Genomic DNA, 18267 nt, shown 5'->3' on the forward strand with positions numbered 1-18267 from the left:
TTCCTCAGTTAAGGGGTTACCTGTTGAGGAATCGAGATTTAAAATAATAAATAAGAAAATAATGTAAGGAGGTATTTTATACTATGTCAATAACTTTAGAAACAGCTCAAGCCCATGCAAATGACCCAGCAGTATGTTGTTGTAGATTTGAAGCGGGAACAATAATAGCACCAGAAAACTTAGAAGATCCAGCAATATTTGCAGACTTAGAGGATTCTGGATTATTAACAATACCAGAAAATGGATTAACTATAGGTCAAGTACTAGGAGCTAAGTTAAAAGAAACTTTAGATGCTCTATCTCCAATGACTACAGAAAATGTAGAAGGATACAAAGCAGGAGAAGCTAAAGAAGTAGTAGTAGAAGAAGCAGTAGTAGAAGAAGCTCCAGCAGCTTTAGAAGCAGTAGTGCCAGTAAGCACAGGAGTTTTAGGTGAAACAGTTAAAATACACATAGGTGAAGGTAAAGATATAAGCTTAGAAATACCTTTATCAGTAGCTGGTCAAGCGGGAGTTGTTGCTCCAGTAGCAAACGTTGTTGCTCCAGTAGCAGGTGCAGTAGCAGAAGTAGCTCCAAAAGCTGAAGAAAAGAAATTATTAAGAAGCTTAACTAAAAAACACTTTAAAATAGACAAAGTTGAATTTGCTGATGAAACTAAAATAGAAGGAACTACTTTATACATCAGAAATGCAGCAGAAATATGTAAGGAAGCTAATGACACTCAAGAATTAGTTGTTGATGTTAAATTAGAAATAATAACTCCTGATAAGTATGAAACTTACAGTGAGGCTGTATTAGATATACAACCAATCGCTACTAAAGAAGAAGGCGAATTAGGTTCAGGTATAACAAGAGTTATAGATGGAGCTATAATGGTATTAACTGGTACAGATGAAGATGGAGTTCAAATAGGTGAATTCGGTTCTTCAGAAGGTGAATTAAACACTACTATAATGTGGGGTAGACCAGGTGCTGCTGACAAAGGTGAAATATTCATCAAAGGTCAAGTAACAATAAAAGCTGGAACTAACATGGAAAGACCAGGACCTTTAGCTGCTCACCGTGCTTTTGATTATATAACTCAAGAGATAAGAGAAGCTTTAAAGAAAGTTGACAACTCTTTAGTAGTAGACGAAGAAGTAATCGAGCAATATAGAAGAGAAGGTAAAAAGAAAGTTGTTGTTATAAAAGAAATAATGGGACAAGGTGCAATGCATGATAACTTAATATTACCAGTTGAACCAGTTGGTACATTAGGAGCTCAACCAAACGTTGACTTAGGAAACATGCCAGTTGTATTATCTCCACTTGAAGTATTAGATGGTGGTATCCATGCATTAACTTGTATAGGACCTGCATCAAAAGAAATGTCAAGACATTACTGGAGAGAGCCATTAGTAATAAGAGCTATGCAAGATGAAGAAATAGATTTAGTAGGTGTTGTATTTGTTGGTTCTCCACAAGTAAATGCTGAGAAATTCTATGTATCTAAGAGATTAGGTATGTTAGTTGAAGCTATGGAAGTTGATGGAGCTGTAGTAACTACTGAAGGTTTCGGAAACAACCATATAGATTTCGCATCTCACATAGAGCAAATAGGTATGAGAGGTATACCAGTAGTTGGTGTAACTTATTCAGCAGTTCAAGGTGCTCTAGTTGTTGGTAATAAATACATGACTCACATGGTAGACAATAACAAGTCTAAGCAAGGTATAGAAAATGAAATATTATCAAACAATACATTAGCTCCAGAAGAGGCTATAAGAATCATGGCTATGCTTAAAAATGCTATTGCAGGTGTAGAAGTTAAAGCTCCTGAAAGAAAATGGAATCCAAATGTTAAGTTAAATAACATAGAGGCTATAGAAAAAGCTACAGGAGAAAAAATAGTATTAGAAGATAATGAGCAATCTTTACCAATGAGTAAGAAGAGAAGAGAAATATACGAAAAAGACGAAAACTAAAATTTAGATAATAACTAAGATTTAGATAACAATATAAATTTAGATCCAAGTTTAAAATAAGTATAGAGAGGTAAAATTATAATGGATAGATTAAAATATATCTCATCAGAGACTTTTTATGAGGGTGTTATAGTCGAAATCATGGGTGGTGGAGTAACTATAGACCTAAAAGGTAGACTTGGACAATTTAAAATACCTAATAGAATGCTTATAACTGACTACGAACTTAAGATAGGTCAAGAGGTTGGATTCATGCTAAGCTATCCTGAGGTATTAAGTCCAGAACCTAATCATGAGTATGTAGAAAATATTAGGAGAGAAAAAGAAAAGCAAGCAGAAATGCAAGCTAAAAAGAAGCAAGAAGAAGAAAAATAATAATAATTAATCGTTTGAAAATAGAAGGGAGAGGAAATATATGAGCCTTACAACAGTACAAGGACTTCAATCTGAAATATTTGTTCCAATAACACCTCCTCCAGTTTGGACTCCTGTAACTAAAGAATTAAAAGATATGACTATAGCTTTAGCTACAGCAGCTGGTGTTCACTTAAAATCTGACAAGAGATTCAATCTAGCAGGAGATACTACTTTTAGAGCTGTACCTAACACAGCTACAGTTGATGAAATGATGGTATCACATGGTGGATACGATAATGGAGATGTAAATAAAGATATAAACTGTATGTTCCCTATAGATAGATTACATGAATTAGCTGCAGAAGGATTTATAAAAGCAGTAGCTCCTATGCACTATGCATTCATGGGTGGTGGAGGAAACCAACATGTCTTCACTGAAGAAACTGGTCCTGCTATCGCTGCTAAACTTAAAGAAGAGGGAGTAGACGGTGTAGTCATGACAGCTGGCTGAGGTACTTGCCATAGAACTGCCGTGATCGTGCAGAGAGCAATAGAGGAAGCTGGAATACCTACAATAATAATCGCAGCTCTTCCTCCAGTAGTTAGACAAAACGGAACTCCTAGAGCAGTTGCTCCATTAGTTCCAATGGGTGCTAATGCTGGTGAACCACATAACATAGAAATGCAAACACATATATTAAGAGATACATTAGAGCAATTAGTTGCTATACCATCTGCTGGTAAGATAGTTCCATTACCATACGAATATAAAGCTCACGTTTAAAATGTAATTTATATTTGAAAATACAAAACCCTTCTCCTACATAATTAGGAGAGGGGTTTTAAGAACAAAGGTGGCTATTATGGAAGAAAAAATAATGAGAAGACTTGTTATAAAACCGTTTCATATGAATGAAGTTAATTTCGGTTCAAAAACTTCTATAAAGAAAGATGTACTTACAATTGATTTATCAAGTATAGATGAAATAAAAGCAAGAGAAGATTTAATAACAGATATAAAAGTAGATATTATAAAACCTGGAGACTATGACAGGGAAATTAATACTATTATGGACATTATACCAATATCAACCAAAGTTTTAGGCAGATTGGGAGAGGGAATTACACATACTTTAACTGGTGTATATGTAATGCTAACTGGTGCAGACGAAGATGGAAATCAAATGCATGAATTTGGTTCCTCAGAAGGAATTTTGAGTGAACAAATGGTGTTTGGTAGATATGGGACTCCATCAGTTGAAGACTATATAATCCATGTGGATGTAACTCTTAAGGGAGGTTTACCTTTTGAAAGAACACTTCCACTTGCAGCATTTAAAGCATGTGATGATTTTATACAAGAAATAAGAACGTCTTTGAAAATGGAAGACGGAAGAAATGCTACTCAAGTTCGTGAATATTTTGACAAAATTCGACCAAATGCAAAAAAGGTTGTCATAGTAAAACAAATAGCAGGTCAAGGGGCTATGTATGACAATCAGTTATTCTCAAAGGAACCTAGTGGTTTTGAAGGAGGAACATCAATTATAGATATGGGAAATGTACCTATGATTATATCTCCTAATGAATATAGAGATGGTGCCCTTAGAGCTATGACTTAAGAGAGGTGGATATTATGGGAATAGGACCTTCAACAAAAGAAACATCTCTTCATCACTTTAGAGACCCACTTTTGGATATAGTTGAAAGTGATAAGGATGTAGATTTACTTGGAGTAATAGTAGTAGGAACTCCAGATGGAAATGAAAATAAAACTTTTGTAGGACAGAGAACAGCTGCTTGGCTGGAAGCTATGAGAGTAGATGGAGCTATAGTCTCTTCAGATGGTTGGGGAAACTCACATGTTGACTATGCTAATACATTTGAAGAAATAGGAAAAAGAGATATACCTGTAGTTGGAGTAACATTTAATGGTACTCAAGCTAAGTTTGTTGTAAGCAATCAATATATGGATACCATAGTTGATATGAACAAATCAAAAGAAGGTATTGAGACAGAAGTTGTTGGAGAAAACAACACAAATGAGATTGATGCTAAAAAAGCTTTGGCATTTTTAAAATTAAAAATGAGAAAGCATGGATAAAAAATTTAAGTAAGGGGATGAGTTTTGTGGGAATTTCTACATCAATGAAAAACACATCACTTCAGATTTTTAGAGACCCATTACTTGATTTAATAGACAATGATCCTGACGTAGATTTGCTAGGAGTAGTTGTAGTTGGTACATCAGAGCACAATGAATGGAAATCCTTTTTATCAGCCAGGCTTGGAAGATGGGTTGAAGCATTGCGACCTGATGGAGTGATTATAACCTTAGATATGGCAGGAAACCAGCATATTGATTTTACAAATGCTATATCAGAGTTTGTAAAATCAGACATACCTACAGTAGGTCTTACTATTATGGGAGCAGATGGTCTAGTAGTTACCAATCAGTACTTAGATAAAGCTACCATAATTGATTATAAAAAGACAACAGGCTACATAGAAACAGAAGTAGTTGGAGACAATCACTTGGATGAAGTTGATGTAAAAAAAGCATTAGCTTTTCTAAAACTAAAAATGCGTAAAAACGCAAAATAAACCTAAGGGGGAATTTGATATGAAATTTAGCAGAAGTATACAAGCTATAGACTCTCATACAGCAGGAGAAGCAACTAGAATAGTTGTAGGTGGAATACCTAACATAAAAGGAAATTCTATGCCTGAGAAAAAAGAATATTTAGAAAAAAATCTAGATTATTTAAGAACTGCTATAATGTTAGAGCCAAGAGGACATAATGATATGTTTGGTTCTGTAATGACTCAACCTTGTTGCCCAGATGCTGACTTTGGAATAATCTTCATGGACGGTGGCGGATACCTTAACATGTGTGGCCATGGTACAATAGGAGCTATGACAGCAGCTATAGAAACAGGTGTAGTTCCAGCAGTAGAGCCTATAACTCATGTAGTTATGGAAGCTCCAGCAGGAATAATAAGAGGGGACGTTACAGTTGTAGATGGAAAAGCTAAAGAAGTATCATTCTTAAACGTACCAGCTTTCTTATATAAAGAAGGTGTTGAAGTTGACTTACCAGGTGTTGGAACAGTTAAATTTGATATATCATTTGGTGGAAGCTTCTTTGCTATAATACATGCAAGTCAATTAGGTTTAAAAATAGAACCTCAAAATGCTGGTAAATTAACTGAACTAGCTATGAAACTTAGAGATATAATAAACGAAAAAATAGAAATACAACATCCAACTTTAGCTCATATAAAAACTGTAGATTTAGTTGAAATATATGATGAGCCAACTCATCCAGAAGCTACTTACAAAAACGTAGTTATATTTGGTCAAGGTCAAGTTGACAGATCTCCATGTGGAACTGGAACAAGTGCTAAATTAGCTACTTTACATGCTAAAGGTGAATTAAAAGTAGGAGAAAAATTCGTATATGAAAGTATATTAGGAACTTTATTCAAAGGTGAAATAGTTGAAGAAACTAAAGTTGCAGATTTCAATGCTGTAGTACCTAAAATAAGTGGTTCTGCTTATATAACTGGATTTAATCACTTTGTAATAGATGAAGAAGATCCACTTAAACATGGATTTATTCTTAAATAGAAACAAATAAATTGGGAAATTAAAATAGAATAGTAACCTCTTGCTGGTTACTATTCTATAGCTTTTAGGCTATAAGATTCAGAATATATAAAAAAATAAAAAAACAGGAGGATGGATTATGGTAGCAATCTTAAAGGCATTATACGTAGTATTCGCAGCAATCTTTGCAGTTGTATTTGGTAAAGACGTAGCTAAAGCAAACAAAGAGGGGAAACTAGAAGAACAAAGTACTCCAAAAGTTGCTGTAACAGGATTTATAACAGATTTTTTTGATACATTAGGAATAGGCTCATTTGCTCCAACAATAGCAATGTCAAAAGCTTTAAAATTAAACATACCAGATAAGAAAATGCCTGGTACGTTAAACGTAGCACATACTATTCCAGTTGTTACTGAAGCATTTATATTTACATCAATCATACCAGTTGATGGTGTAACTCTAGTATCTATGGTTGTAGCAGCAGCAGTTGGTTCATATATAGGTGCAGGAATAATAGCTAAAATGGACGAAAGAAAGATACAAATGGTTATGGGTGTGACTCTAGCATTAACAGCAATATTAATGTTATTAGGTCATCCTTGGGTTAATGTATTACCAGGTGGAGGAAATGAATTAGGTCTTACTGGTGTTAAGTTAGTAATAGGTGTAGTAGGTAACTTTATACTAGGTGCTTTAATGACAGCTGGTATAGGACTATATGCTCCAGGTATGGCAATGGTTTACTTCTTAGGAATGTCTGCAAAAGTTGCGTTCCCAATAGTTATGGGTTCTTGTGCATTATTAATGCCAGTTGCAAGTATGAAATTCATAAAAGAAGATGCATATACTAAAAAAGCATCAGTTATAATAGCTATCTGTGGTTTAATAGGGGTTTTCGTAGCAGCATATATAGTAAAAACTTTACCAATGGATATATTAAAAGCATTAGTAATAATAGTTATAGCTTACACTTCTGCTACAATGATAATGGCTGCAAATAAAAATAAAAAGACTGCTTAGTATTTATTAAATATTACAGCTAACAATAAAAATTATAAACTGCTTTGGAACGTTAATATTAATGTTCTAAGGCAGTTTTTTATTTATTAGATATAATTATATAAAGCAATTAGTGTGCCAATTATACAATATATATATAAGTTTAGTAAATTAAGTATAAATATAGCTATATTTTCTAAAGTTAAGGTGTAAACTGAAGTTAAATATTTAAATTTAATACTAGATATAAGAAAAAAAGTTAATATATTGATGTATATTAACAAAAATATTAGTATAATAAGTCAAATATAACTTATAATTGAAGAAAATTGAGTTTATAATGACTTGATAGTTATCTGAATCATTTGAATTAATTTGAAATATTGATATTGCTTATGTGTATAAATTAGCCTTGAGTTATATATGACTTAAAAGTAGATAAGGAGTAATTTAATAATTAATTTTGATTAAAATAAATAATATATTGTATGAATCCATAATAGTTTTACAAACTTTAAATCAAAAGATTAAATGAAATTTATAAATAAATAAAAAGTTTTAAACAGCAATCAAAGATTTGTAATAAAATACATCACTCACAAATATATTTATTATATAAGCTGATACCAGAAATATAAGAATTAACAATTGTGGAGGGATAAAATATGATAGCTGTTAAAGATGAGAATAACGTAGTAAACTTAAGAGGGGAGTTAGACAATAAGCTAGAATTTAGTCATGAGATATTTGGAGAGAAATTTTATAATGTGAAAATAAAGATAAACAGACTAAGTGATTCCTTTGATACACTTCCTATGACTGTGTCAGAGAGACTTCTTCAAGATATTGATATCAATAAACAAAATTTAGTCAATGTTGTAGGTCAATTGAGATCATATAATAAAACCTTAAATAATAAAAATAGATTAGTGCTTACAGTATTTGTTAGAGAAATAAAGGCTATAGAGGAGGAAAATAAAGACCCAAACAGCATATTTCTAGATGGGTATGTATGTAAAGAGCCTGTGTATAGGAAAACTCCTTTAGGAAGGGAAATAACTGATTTATTGGTAGCTATAAACAGACCTTATAATAAATCTGATTATATACCATCAATAGTTTGGGGGAGAAATGCAAAGTTTGCAAAAAACTTAAAAGTTGGTGATAGAATACAGCTTTGGGGTAGAGTTCAAAGTAGAGAGTATGAGAAAAAAATAGATGAGGATAATGTAGTGAAAAAAATGGCATATGAAGTATCTATATCAAAAATAAAAAAATTAGATGAAAATAATAATGATTAAATATTAAAAATATATTGTTTTTTCATTAAAAAAACTAATAAATTTGCTATAATAATATATTAAAAATAAATAAAGATTGTTTAAAAAAATACTAATGAAATATCTCTTGAATAGTTGCTCGCCATTTATTATAATGTAATCTGTACATAATTTATAATTGAGAAAATGAAGAGGTGAAGCATTGTGAAAAGCATATTATATCAGATAAATAGACAGCCAGTTAAAGCTAAATATACATCTGATGAATTAGAATGTTTTTTGGATACAATTGAGTATAATGTAGGGGATAAAATATTGCTTGTTGGCCATATAGGAAACCTAGGCAAGAGATTAAGAGGTCTTGGTACTTCTGTAACTATACTAGAGAATAGTAACTATGAAGATGTATGTTATTCTTTAGTATATAATGAAAATTGCAATGTAGTTAAAGGTAAGTTAGAGTTTTTGCCGTTTGATGATAATCAGTTCAACAAGATAATAATAGTAGACCAATTTAATGTTATTACAGATTGTGAAAAAGCTTCATCTGAAATACAAAGAGTTTTAAAAGGTAATGGAGAGGTTATATTAGAAGATTTAAACTTAAAAAATTTAAAAGTTAAACTAAACTATCTTAAGCATAAATTTTGTGGTTCTGTAGCAAAGATTCACTATCCACATGAAGTATTTAATATATTTTCAAGATTAAATTTTGATGGTATGATTAAAGAGTCAAATAAATTAAAATATATTTATGTGGGAAAAAGAAGATAAATGAGTTAAAATATAAATATGGATATAATATAAAAGACTAGGTTAAGCCTAGTCTTTTGTTATAAGGAGATGTAGATATGGAAATAAATTATGAGTTAATAATAATTGTTATGCTCTTTGTAATCCTAATGTCAATTCAATTTACTTTAAATAAGATATATTTAATCCTTAAGGAAATAAGACAAATACTTATGTTAAGAAAAAATAAGGAATGATAACTATGATAGATTTAGAATATATAAAATCTGATATTCAGAACATAGCTGAAGCTATAGTTTCAGTACTCAATATAGATGTAACTATAGTAAATAGAGACTTATTTAGGATTGCGGGTACAGGTATATATGTAGATAAAATAGGTGAAAAAGTAGATAAATATACAGCTTTTAAAAAGTCACTTACAGAACAAATTACAATACTAATTGATGACCCAAAGAGCAGTGATATATGTAGAGAATGTTATAAAAATAATGTCTGTGTGGAGTTTGCAGAAGTATGTTGCCCAATTATATGTGATGGAGAGTCTCATGGTGTTATAGGTCTTATAGCATTTACGAAAGAACAAGCACAGATTATAGAAAATAATAAAAGTGGACTTATAAACTTTTTATGTAAGATGGCAGACTTGATATCCAATAAACTAAAAGCTCAAATTAAAACGTACGAACTGGAATTAGAAAAGAAAAAATTAGAGACTTTATTAAACAATATGGATAAAGCTGTTGTGTCCATTGATGTAGATGGTAAGATTGATAAATATAATTCAAAGTTTAAAGAACTTTTCAATCTAAAGGACAATATAACTGGGAAAGATATATTCACTGAGTTAGATTTTATAAAGAAACCTTCTATAAATAACTTTAAGAAGGACAAATCATGTAGCTTTTTTTATAGGAGATACGGATATGATTCAAAAGGGATATATAACATCAATAAAATAGTATTAAAAAATGAACTAAAAGGATATGTTATTGACTTTATAGATAAAAGAGATGCTATAAAAAACTACAATAAGATGAATAAAGATTATAAGATAAAACTGGAAAATATAATTGGAGAGAGTATGGCTATAAGAAATTCAAAAAAAGAAGCCTTAATGGCTTCTAAATCTACTTCAACAGTACTTATTACTGGTGAAAGTGGAACAGGTAAAGAGCTATTTGCAAGAGCTATACACAACCATAGTAATAGGGTAGATAATCCTTTTATAGCTGTAAACTGTGCAGCGATACCAGATAATTTATTAGAGAGTGAATTATTTGGATATGAAGAAGGTGCTTTTACAGGGGCTAAAAAAGGTGGAAAACTTGGTATGTTTGAAATAGCCCATAAAGGAAGCATATTTTTAGATGAAATAGGAGATATGAGCTTGCATTTACAGTCAAAGTTGTTGAGGGTATTACAAGAAAAAGAGCTCAACAAGATTGGTAGTAAATCTAATGTTCTTATAGATGTAAGAATTATTGCTGCGACAAATAAAGATTTAGAAAAAATGGTTCAGAATGAAACTTTTAGAGAAGATTTATATTATAGATTAAATGTCATACCAATAAAGCTCCCAAGTTTAAGAGAAAGAAAAGATGATATACCACTTATAATAAAGCATATGATTAGAGAATACTCAAAAAAACTAGATAAAAATGTTATCGATATAGATACTAGGGTTGTCGATGCTATGATTGAATATAGGTGGCCAGGGAATATAAGAGAATTGCAGAATATTATTGAATACAGTGTGAATATGTCTTCATCTCCAATAATTACGATGAATGTAATTCCTCAGAAGATTAAAAATACATCAATAGAAGAATTAGAAGTTAGAAGTGATAAGATAATTCCATTAGAAGAACTTGAGAAAATTGAGATAATAAAAGCTTTAAATAAATACAAAGATTATAAAAGAGATAAAGAATTAACAGCCAAGGCACTTGGAATATCAAGAGCCACATTATATAGAAAAATTGAAAAATACAATATAATTTCTTAGTGATATAAAGTAATATAAGAATACAATAAAAAGTGATATAAAATTTAAATGTAAACAAATAACAATAGTCTATAAAGAGTAGTGGATGCTTAAATCCTGAGAATCTAAAAAATAGTAACTATTAAAATAATAATCGTCTCAAAATGATATAGAATCTCATTTTGAGATTTTTTTTTGTCTTTTTGCGAAATTGTCGTCTATTTAGCGAGTAAAAAAAAAATAAAATCTATATCTGAGTAAAAAAAAATATAATTAAAAGCAGTTATTTCAATGGATATACAATATCAAAGTGAAAAAATTGAAAAAAACAAAAAATGTGGCATGTATTTTGCTATAAATATAGATAAGAAATTATTTAATAAAATTATTTAAGTACTAAAATTAAACTTAATTGGGAGGTTTATATATAATGAGAGATATAAGAAAAGAATTAGTGGAAATGTTAAAAGCAGAGGTTAAACCAGCAGTAGGATGTACTGAGCCAGTAGCTTTAGCTCTAGCATGTGCAAAGGCAAAAGAATTACTAGGAGAAGAAATAGTAGAAAATCATATGTTAGTTAGCCCTAGTATCTATAAAAATGGTATGTGTGTAGGTATACCAGGAACTGAAAGATTAGGATTAAAAATAGCAGCAGCTCTAGGGATAATAGGAGGACATTCTGAAAACGGATTAAGTGTATTAGAAACTTTAACAAAGGAAGAAGTTAAAATAGCAGAAGATTATATGGACAATACTCCTTTATCAATAACACCTGCTGATACAAGAGAGAAAGTTTTTATAGAAGTTGCATTAAAAGGAGCAAATCATAATGCTAAAGTTAGAATAAGAACTAAACATGATAACTTTACATTTTTAGAAAAAGATGGAGAAGTATTATTGGATAATGAACCAAAAGTATCAGTTTCAAATGCTTCAGCAGAAAAAGTTGAGAGCTTAATGGATACTGTAACTATACAAGAATTAATAAAGAATGTAGAAGGCATTGATTTCAAAGATATAGAGTTTTTACTAGATGGAGTAAAAATGAATGAAGAAATGGCTGAATATGGATTGAAACAAAAGACTGGAATTGGTGTTGGATACGGAATCAAAAAGTCTATGGAAGAAGGTCTTTTAGGTAATGATGTTATAAACTATGCAATGATGTTAACTGCTGGAGCTTCAGATGCAAGAATGGCAGGAGTAAAAATGCCTGTTATGAGTTCAAATGGTAGTGGAAATCACGGATTAACAGCAATTCTTCCAATTGTTGCTTACAACAAAAAATTCCCACAATCTGATGAAAGACTAGCAAAAGCTTTAGCTATATCTCATTTAGTAACTGGTTATATTAAGAATTATACAGGAAGATTATCTGCTGTATGTGGCTGTGGAGTTGCAGCATCTACTGGAGCAACTGCTGGTATATCTTGGCTTATGGATGGAAGCGAAAAACAAATAGAAGGTGCAATAGAAAATATGATAGCTGACTTAAGTGGAATGATATGCGACGGAGCAAAAGCTGGTTGTGCATTAAAATTATCATCTGCTGCATCTGCTGCAATACAAAGTGCTATAATAGCTAAGCAAGACTGTTTTGTACCACCATTAAATGGTATAGTTGGTTCAAGTGTTGAGCAAAGTATACAAAACTTAGGAAGAGTAAGTGATAAAGGTATGTCTATAACAGATGAGATAATATTAAATGTAATGAATGACATGAATAAAGTTGATTAATATATTACAATATTTCTTATATTGCAATATATAGTAAAGCTGATATAAATAAATTTAATTAGTACACTCTAATAAATTATGATTATGTATAAATGGGAAAAACTTGCTAGTGCAAGTTTTTTCTTTTTTGTCTAAAATATATAGTATATGATTTAGTAGAGATATATGATTTACTTAAAATAGATAATATCTTGTTAATAATTGTTGAATATACTTAAAAACTCAATAATATTGGCTAATATTGAATAAGAGTATTGAAAAAGTGAGCAATCTCTTATAAAATTAAGAAGGATTATTACAATTGGAGGTCTTTTTATGGATATAGAAACAAAAAAATGGGAAGTATTGTATTCAGAAGAAAAAATTAATGATAAATTAAAAGAATTAGGAGCAATTATAGAGAAGGACTACAAAGATAAAAATCTTATGATTGTGTCTCTATTAAAAGGAAGTTTTATATTTTGTGCAGATTTAGTTAGAAATATAAACTTACCTCTTAGAGTCAACTTTATGACTACTTCTAGTTATGGAAACAGTGAAGAAAGCACTGGAACAGTTAAGGTTGTTTCAGATGTAACTACTGATATAAAAGGATATGATGTATTGGTTGTAGACGATATTACTGACTCTGCCTTAACTATGGATTTTGTTTTAAAGCATCTAAAAGCTAAAAATCCTGCTAGTTTAAAATGTTGTGTACTTTTAGACAAGCCAAGCAGAAGAAAGGTTGATTTAGTACCAGATTATTGTGGGTTTGAGATAGAAGACAAATTCGTAGTAGGATATGGATTTGATTTTGGGGATTACTATAGGAATGTTCCTTATATATTTAATGTAACTGATGAAGATAGATAAGCAATTATTTAATTTTATAGGTATCTCGATATGATTTTGATAAATTATATTGAGGTACCTTTTTATTTTTAGGTCTGATTTGGAATTATCTTCTATTTATATCAAGCTATAAGTCCAACATAGTAAAATTGTTTTGATAGTTTTATCCAAGTTTTAATTCTGTGTTTGGAAATATAAAAAATTTTAAAAATTTGATAGGAAATACGATTTTTAATTGTATTAGTAGTTGTAGAAGCTTTTACAAAGGAGGAGTTAACTTGGAGGATAAATTGATAATTAAAAATATAATAAAGAAAAAAGAAAAGGGTATGGAAATGCTTATAGATGAATATGGGAATTTTATAGCATCTATAGTTAGAAGGACTCTTATGAATGCTAAAATTTATGAGGAAGAATGTATTGATGATGTGCTTTTGGCAATTTGGAATAACATAGAAAAATTTGATAATGAAAAAAACTCTTTTAAAAACTGGATAGGTTCTATTTCTAAATACAGAGCGATTAATTATAGGAAAAAGTATATAAGTAGTAACACTTATTTAAATATAGAACATGAAGAAATACCATATATAGATAAAGAGTTGAGTATGAGAGAAATTGAAGAGGAAATAAATGACCTTATAGGCACATTAAATGATAAAGATGCAGAAATTTTTAGAAGATATTATTTAGAAGATATATCACTAAAGGATATAGCTATACAAAATGAAACCACCGTTGAAAACTTACATAATAGATTATCAAGAGGAAGAAAGAAGTTGAGGCTGCATTTAAATAAAAAGAAAGTTTAGAGATAAGATAATTAAGAATTTAAATATAGAAAATATAGAATAAAAGGAGAATTTTTATGAAAGATAAATTTGATTTATTTAATGAAACAAATATAGATATAGAAAAATACGATGATGTTGTATTAAGTAATAAAGAAAAAGATGAAATGAAGAAGAGAATGAAATCTAAGGTTCAATATAGTAAAAAGAATAATTTTAAGAGATATGCTTTAGTAGGAGGATTATCAGTGGTTATTTTAGGTTCAACTGCATTTACTAATGAAACTACCTTAGCATATATGCAACATCTTGGAAAGCAGATAGAATATTTCTTTAATAAGGATACTGAGGAACTTAAACCTTATAAAAATATTGTAGATGATATTGCTACAGATAAAGGAATAGATATAAAGTTAAATGAGATTATGCTTGGCGATGGAGAATTATTTTTAAATATAAGTGTTGATGATAGCAAACTTGATAAAGATGCTTTGGGATTAAAGAAACAAGAAGGATTTTTAGGAATTGATGATATCAAAATAAAGGTTGGAGATATGAATTTTGTTTCAATAACAGGTCCTTCCACATCAGAAAAAAATAAAGATGGTACTACTAATATGGTTATGACTTGTAAGCTTGATAATCTGGATAAAGATGGAGATGGAAAAGGCGATATTGAAAATTTTGATTTACTAAAAAATGTGGATTTAAATAAAGACTATGATATAAATATAAGTATAAATAAAGTTGAGTATGAATTAAATAAAGATATAAAAACATCAAAAGAGATAGAGATAGGAAATATGGGAGGAGTAGAGGGTGAACACCTAAATGGCTATCTTAGCGGGAATTGGACATTTAATACAAGTATAAATGGTTCAAATATAGTCAAAGATACAAGAGTTTATAATGTAGATAAAAATGTAAAATTAAAAAATAAAAATATTGATGTGGATTTAGTCTTAAAAGAAGTAAGAGTCTCTCCTACGAAAATCAGAGTGATTTATGGATTTAAAACTAACAAATATAATTTCAATAAAGGTGATGATACACCAAAGATACTTGAGTTTGCACTTAAAGATGGAAGAGGAAAAGATTTAGAATTACTTAGTGGAGCAGGAGGTTATGACTTAAGTTACTCTAAGGGTAATTATATTGAATCTTCTTTAGAGTATGAAATTAAGAAAGATGTTAAAAACCTAAAAATAACGCCAACAATAGAAGATTGGAGTAAAGAAATTAATAATATAATAGAATTTAAAAATCAAAGTATAGATGTTGATATAAGTAAATAGATGTTGACATAAGTAAATAGATGTATTATCACATAATAAATTGTCTATTCATATAATTATATAGAGCAATGTTAGATACTTATATAATATTGCTCTAATTTTAAAATAGAGAGGATTTATTATATGGATGATTACAAAGACAATTTAGGTCCAAGTTTATATCAAGATGTAGGACCAACGGGACCAACAGGACCAATTGGTCCTACAGGTCCTAAAGGAGCAACAGGGGCAACAGGAGCAAATGGAATAACAGGACCAACAGGAAATACAGGAGCAACAGGAGCAAATGGAATAACAGGACCAACAGGAAATACAGGAGCAACAGGAGCAAATGGAGCAACAGGAGAAACAGGACCTAGAGGGGCAACAGGAGCAACAGGAGCAAATGGAATAACAGGACCAACAGGAAATACAGGAGCAACAGGGGCAAATGGAATAACAGGACCAACAGGAAACAAAGGAGCAACAGGAGCAAATGGAGTAACAGGAGCAACAGGTCCAGCAGGAGCAACAGGAGCGACAGGGGCAACAGGAAATATAGGAGCAACAGGAGCAACAGGGGAAAATGGAATAACGGGTCCAACAGGAAACACAGGAGCAACAGGAGCAACAGGGGAAAATGGAATAACAGGACCAACAGGAAACACAGGAGCAACAGGAGTAAATGGAGCAACAGGAGCAACAGGTCCAGATGGAGCAACAGGAGCAACAGGCCCAACAGGAAATACAGGAGCAACAGGAGCAGATGGAGTAACAGGAGCAACAGGGGCAATAGGAGCAACAGGTCCAACAGGAGCAGATGGAGAGGTAGGTCCAACAGGGGCAACAGGAGCAACAGGAGTAGATGGAGCAGTAGGTCCAACAGGAGCGACAGGAGCAACAGGTCCAACAGGAGCAACAGGTGCAGTGGGAGCAACAGGCCCAACAGGAGCATTAGGAGTAGCAGGAGCAACAGGTGCAACAGGAGCAACAGGTGCAAATGGAGCAACAGGTCCAACAGGAAATACAGGAGCAACTGGAGTAGCAGGAATAGCAGGAGCAATAGGGCCAACAGGTCCAACAGGTGCAAATGGAGCAACAGGAGCAACAGGAAACACAGGAGCAACTGGAGCGAATGGGGCAACAGGTCCAACAGGAAATACAGGAGCAACTGGAGTATTAGCATCAAACAATGCACAATTTACTGTATCTTCTTCGAGCCTAGTGAATAACACATTGGTTACATTTAACTCATCATTTATAAATGGAACTAATATAACTTTACCAACAAGTAGTACTATAAATCTTGCAGTTGGAGGAGTGTATAATGTATCTTTTGGTATACGTGCTACGCTTTCACTTGCAGGGTTTATGGCAATTACGACTAACTTTAATGGAACAGCTCAAAATAACTTTGTAGCAAAAGCAGTAAATACACTTACCTCATCAGATGTAAGTGTAAGTTTAAGTTTTTTAGTTGATGCTAGAGCAGCAGCAGTGACTTTAAGTTTTACCTTTGGCTCAGGAACAACAGGTACTTCTCCAGCTGGGTATGTATCAGTATATAGAATACAATAATTTATATGATAAATAAAGAAAACTAGATTATATAACAATAAGTGAAATAATATCTAAGAGAATATTTATATGCAAAAGAAAGATATATAAGTTATAAACTTTAGAAATATGTTAAAATCTCAATCTATTAAGTATTCAAATTTTCAAATATGGATATTTAACTAGATTGAGATTTATTATGTATAAAAAAATTATCCTAATATATCTGACATTTTATAAAGTCCAGACTTTCTACCAACTAAAAATTTAGCTGCAACTATAGAACCATCTGCAAAGACTTCATCAGATTGAGAATGGTGACTTAATGTAAGAACTTCATTATCACCTGCAAATATAACATCATGGTCACTGATTATATTACCACCTCTTATAGAGTGTATTCCAATTTCATTTGATTTCCTTTTACAATCTCTACCATATCTTACATATCTATTTTCACTTTCAGGTAAGACCTCTTTAATTGCATTGGCTATCATATTAGCAGTACCACTAGGAGCATCTTCCTTTCTGTTATGATGCTTTTCTATGATTTCAATATCAAAGCTTTCTAACATTTTTGATGCATCTTTAACTAATTTTATTAAAATATTTACACCTAGAGATGTATTTGAGGATAATAATATAGGAATATTTTTTGATGCTTTTTCTATTTTATTTAATTCATCCTCATCATATCCAGTAGTAGCTAATACTACAGGGGTATTGTTTTTTAGTGCGTATGATAAGATTGGGTCTAAAGTTTCATGATGTGAGAAATCTATTATAACATCAGCTTTTTCAGTTACATCAGTCATTGTCTTAAAAAGTTTCGTATCACCATGATAAGTATTTTCATCAGCAGACCTAGCTACACCACAAACTAACTCTAATTCACTATCTTTTTTTACACATTCTGCTAACACTCTTCCCATCGTTCCATTATAACCGCTAATTATAACTTTTAACATAAAATCCTCCTATGAAATTAATAAAAATTTGTTATATTTCTATAAGTTTATTTTATCACTAATATAATTTATATAAAATAATATTAGTCATAATAAACTTATAATTTGCTGGATATTAAAAAATTTTATTTATATTTAACATATATTAAATATA

At 30.9% G+C, this 18267-nt stretch carries 17 protein-coding genes; 16 read left to right on the forward strand and 1 reads right to left on the reverse strand.

Annotation, left to right across the window (positions count from 1 at the left end):
- The first annotated feature begins 83 nt into the window (after positions 1–83).
- The 16 genes from prdA (at position 84) to IR151_RS06535 (ending at position 17166) form a co-directional block, all read left to right on the forward strand.
- A complete protein-coding gene (gene prdA / locus IR151_RS06465) occupies positions 84–1964 on the forward strand; it encodes a D-proline reductase (dithiol) proprotein PrdA (protein WP_227433708.1) in 1881 nt (626 codons plus the stop codon).
- A gap of 81 nt (positions 1965–2045) precedes the next feature.
- A complete protein-coding gene (locus tag IR151_RS06470) occupies positions 2046–2339 on the forward strand; it encodes a CBO2463/CBO2479 domain-containing protein (RefSeq protein WP_227433709.1) in 294 nt (97 codons plus the stop codon).
- Between the two features lie 40 nt (positions 2340–2379).
- Positions 2380–3105 (forward strand): D-proline reductase (dithiol) protein PrdB, encoded by a 726-nt coding sequence (gene prdB, locus IR151_RS06475; RefSeq protein ID WP_079739805.1) that lies wholly within the window; start codon positions 2380–2382, stop codon positions 3103–3105.
- A 79-nt stretch (positions 3106–3184) separates the two neighbouring features.
- Positions 3185–3943 (forward strand): proline reductase cluster protein PrdD, encoded by a 759-nt coding sequence (gene prdD, locus IR151_RS20140; protein ID WP_255287823.1) that lies wholly within the window; start codon positions 3185–3187, stop codon positions 3941–3943.
- A gap of 14 nt (positions 3944–3957) precedes the next feature.
- Entirely contained in the window at positions 3958–4425 is a 468-nt protein-coding gene (locus IR151_RS20145) for a glycine/sarcosine/betaine reductase component B subunit (protein WP_003422094.1), read from the forward strand.
- A 17-nt stretch (positions 4426–4442) separates the two neighbouring features.
- Positions 4443–4925: a glycine/sarcosine/betaine reductase component B subunit gene (locus IR151_RS06485; protein ID WP_227433710.1), complete on the forward strand. Its 483-nt coding sequence runs from the start codon at positions 4443–4445 to the stop codon at positions 4923–4925.
- Positions 4926–4944: 19 nt separating this feature from the next.
- On the forward strand, positions 4945–5952 hold the full coding sequence (locus IR151_RS06490; RefSeq protein WP_021386243.1) for a proline racemase: 1008 nt from the start codon (positions 4945–4947) through the stop codon (positions 5950–5952).
- Between the two features lie 118 nt (positions 5953–6070).
- A complete protein-coding gene (locus IR151_RS06495; RefSeq protein ID WP_227433711.1) occupies positions 6071–6952 on the forward strand; it encodes a TSUP family transporter in 882 nt (293 codons plus the stop codon).
- A 644-nt stretch (positions 6953–7596) separates the two neighbouring features.
- The gene (locus IR151_RS06500; protein ID WP_227433712.1) at positions 7597–8232 is read left to right on the forward strand and encodes a single-stranded DNA-binding protein; all 636 of its coding nucleotides are present in this window, start codon (positions 7597–7599) and stop codon (positions 8230–8232) included.
- A gap of 183 nt (positions 8233–8415) precedes the next feature.
- Entirely contained in the window at positions 8416–8985 is a 570-nt protein-coding gene (locus IR151_RS06505) for a class I SAM-dependent methyltransferase (protein ID WP_227433713.1), read from the forward strand.
- 211 nt (positions 8986–9196) lie between these two features.
- Positions 9197–10972: a sigma-54 interaction domain-containing protein gene (locus tag IR151_RS06510; RefSeq protein ID WP_227433714.1), complete on the forward strand. Its 1776-nt coding sequence runs from the start codon at positions 9197–9199 to the stop codon at positions 10970–10972.
- Positions 10973–11381: 409 nt separating this feature from the next.
- Positions 11382–12689, forward strand: a complete 1308-nt coding sequence (locus tag IR151_RS06515; protein WP_227433715.1) for a serine dehydratase subunit alpha family protein — start codon at positions 11382–11384, stop codon at positions 12687–12689.
- 315 nt (positions 12690–13004) lie between these two features.
- The gene (hpt, locus tag IR151_RS06520; protein ID WP_227433716.1) at positions 13005–13544 is read left to right on the forward strand and encodes a hypoxanthine phosphoribosyltransferase; all 540 of its coding nucleotides are present in this window, start codon (positions 13005–13007) and stop codon (positions 13542–13544) included.
- Between the two features lie 257 nt (positions 13545–13801).
- A complete protein-coding gene (locus IR151_RS06525) occupies positions 13802–14335 on the forward strand; it encodes a sigma-70 family RNA polymerase sigma factor (RefSeq protein WP_227433717.1) in 534 nt (177 codons plus the stop codon).
- Positions 14336–14391: 56 nt separating this feature from the next.
- Positions 14392–15609, forward strand: a complete 1218-nt coding sequence (locus IR151_RS06530) for a DUF4179 domain-containing protein (RefSeq protein ID WP_227433718.1) — start codon at positions 14392–14394, stop codon at positions 15607–15609.
- Positions 15610–15732: 123 nt separating this feature from the next.
- Positions 15733–17166, forward strand: coding sequence for an exosporium protein (locus IR151_RS06535; RefSeq protein ID WP_227433719.1), 1434 nt, complete (start codon positions 15733–15735; stop codon positions 17164–17166).
- Positions 17167–17357: 191 nt separating this feature from the next.
- On the opposite strand, the gene dapB is transcribed toward IR151_RS06535, so the two are convergent.
- Entirely contained in the window at positions 17358–18113 is a 756-nt protein-coding gene (gene dapB, locus IR151_RS06540; protein ID WP_227433720.1) for a 4-hydroxy-tetrahydrodipicolinate reductase, read from the reverse strand.
- Positions 18114–18267 lie beyond the last annotated feature (154 nt).

Source organism: Clostridioides sp. ES-S-0006-03 (genome assembly GCF_020662275.1).
In the GTDB taxonomy this organism is placed as follows: Bacteria; Bacillota; Clostridia; order Peptostreptococcales; family Peptostreptococcaceae; genus Clostridioides.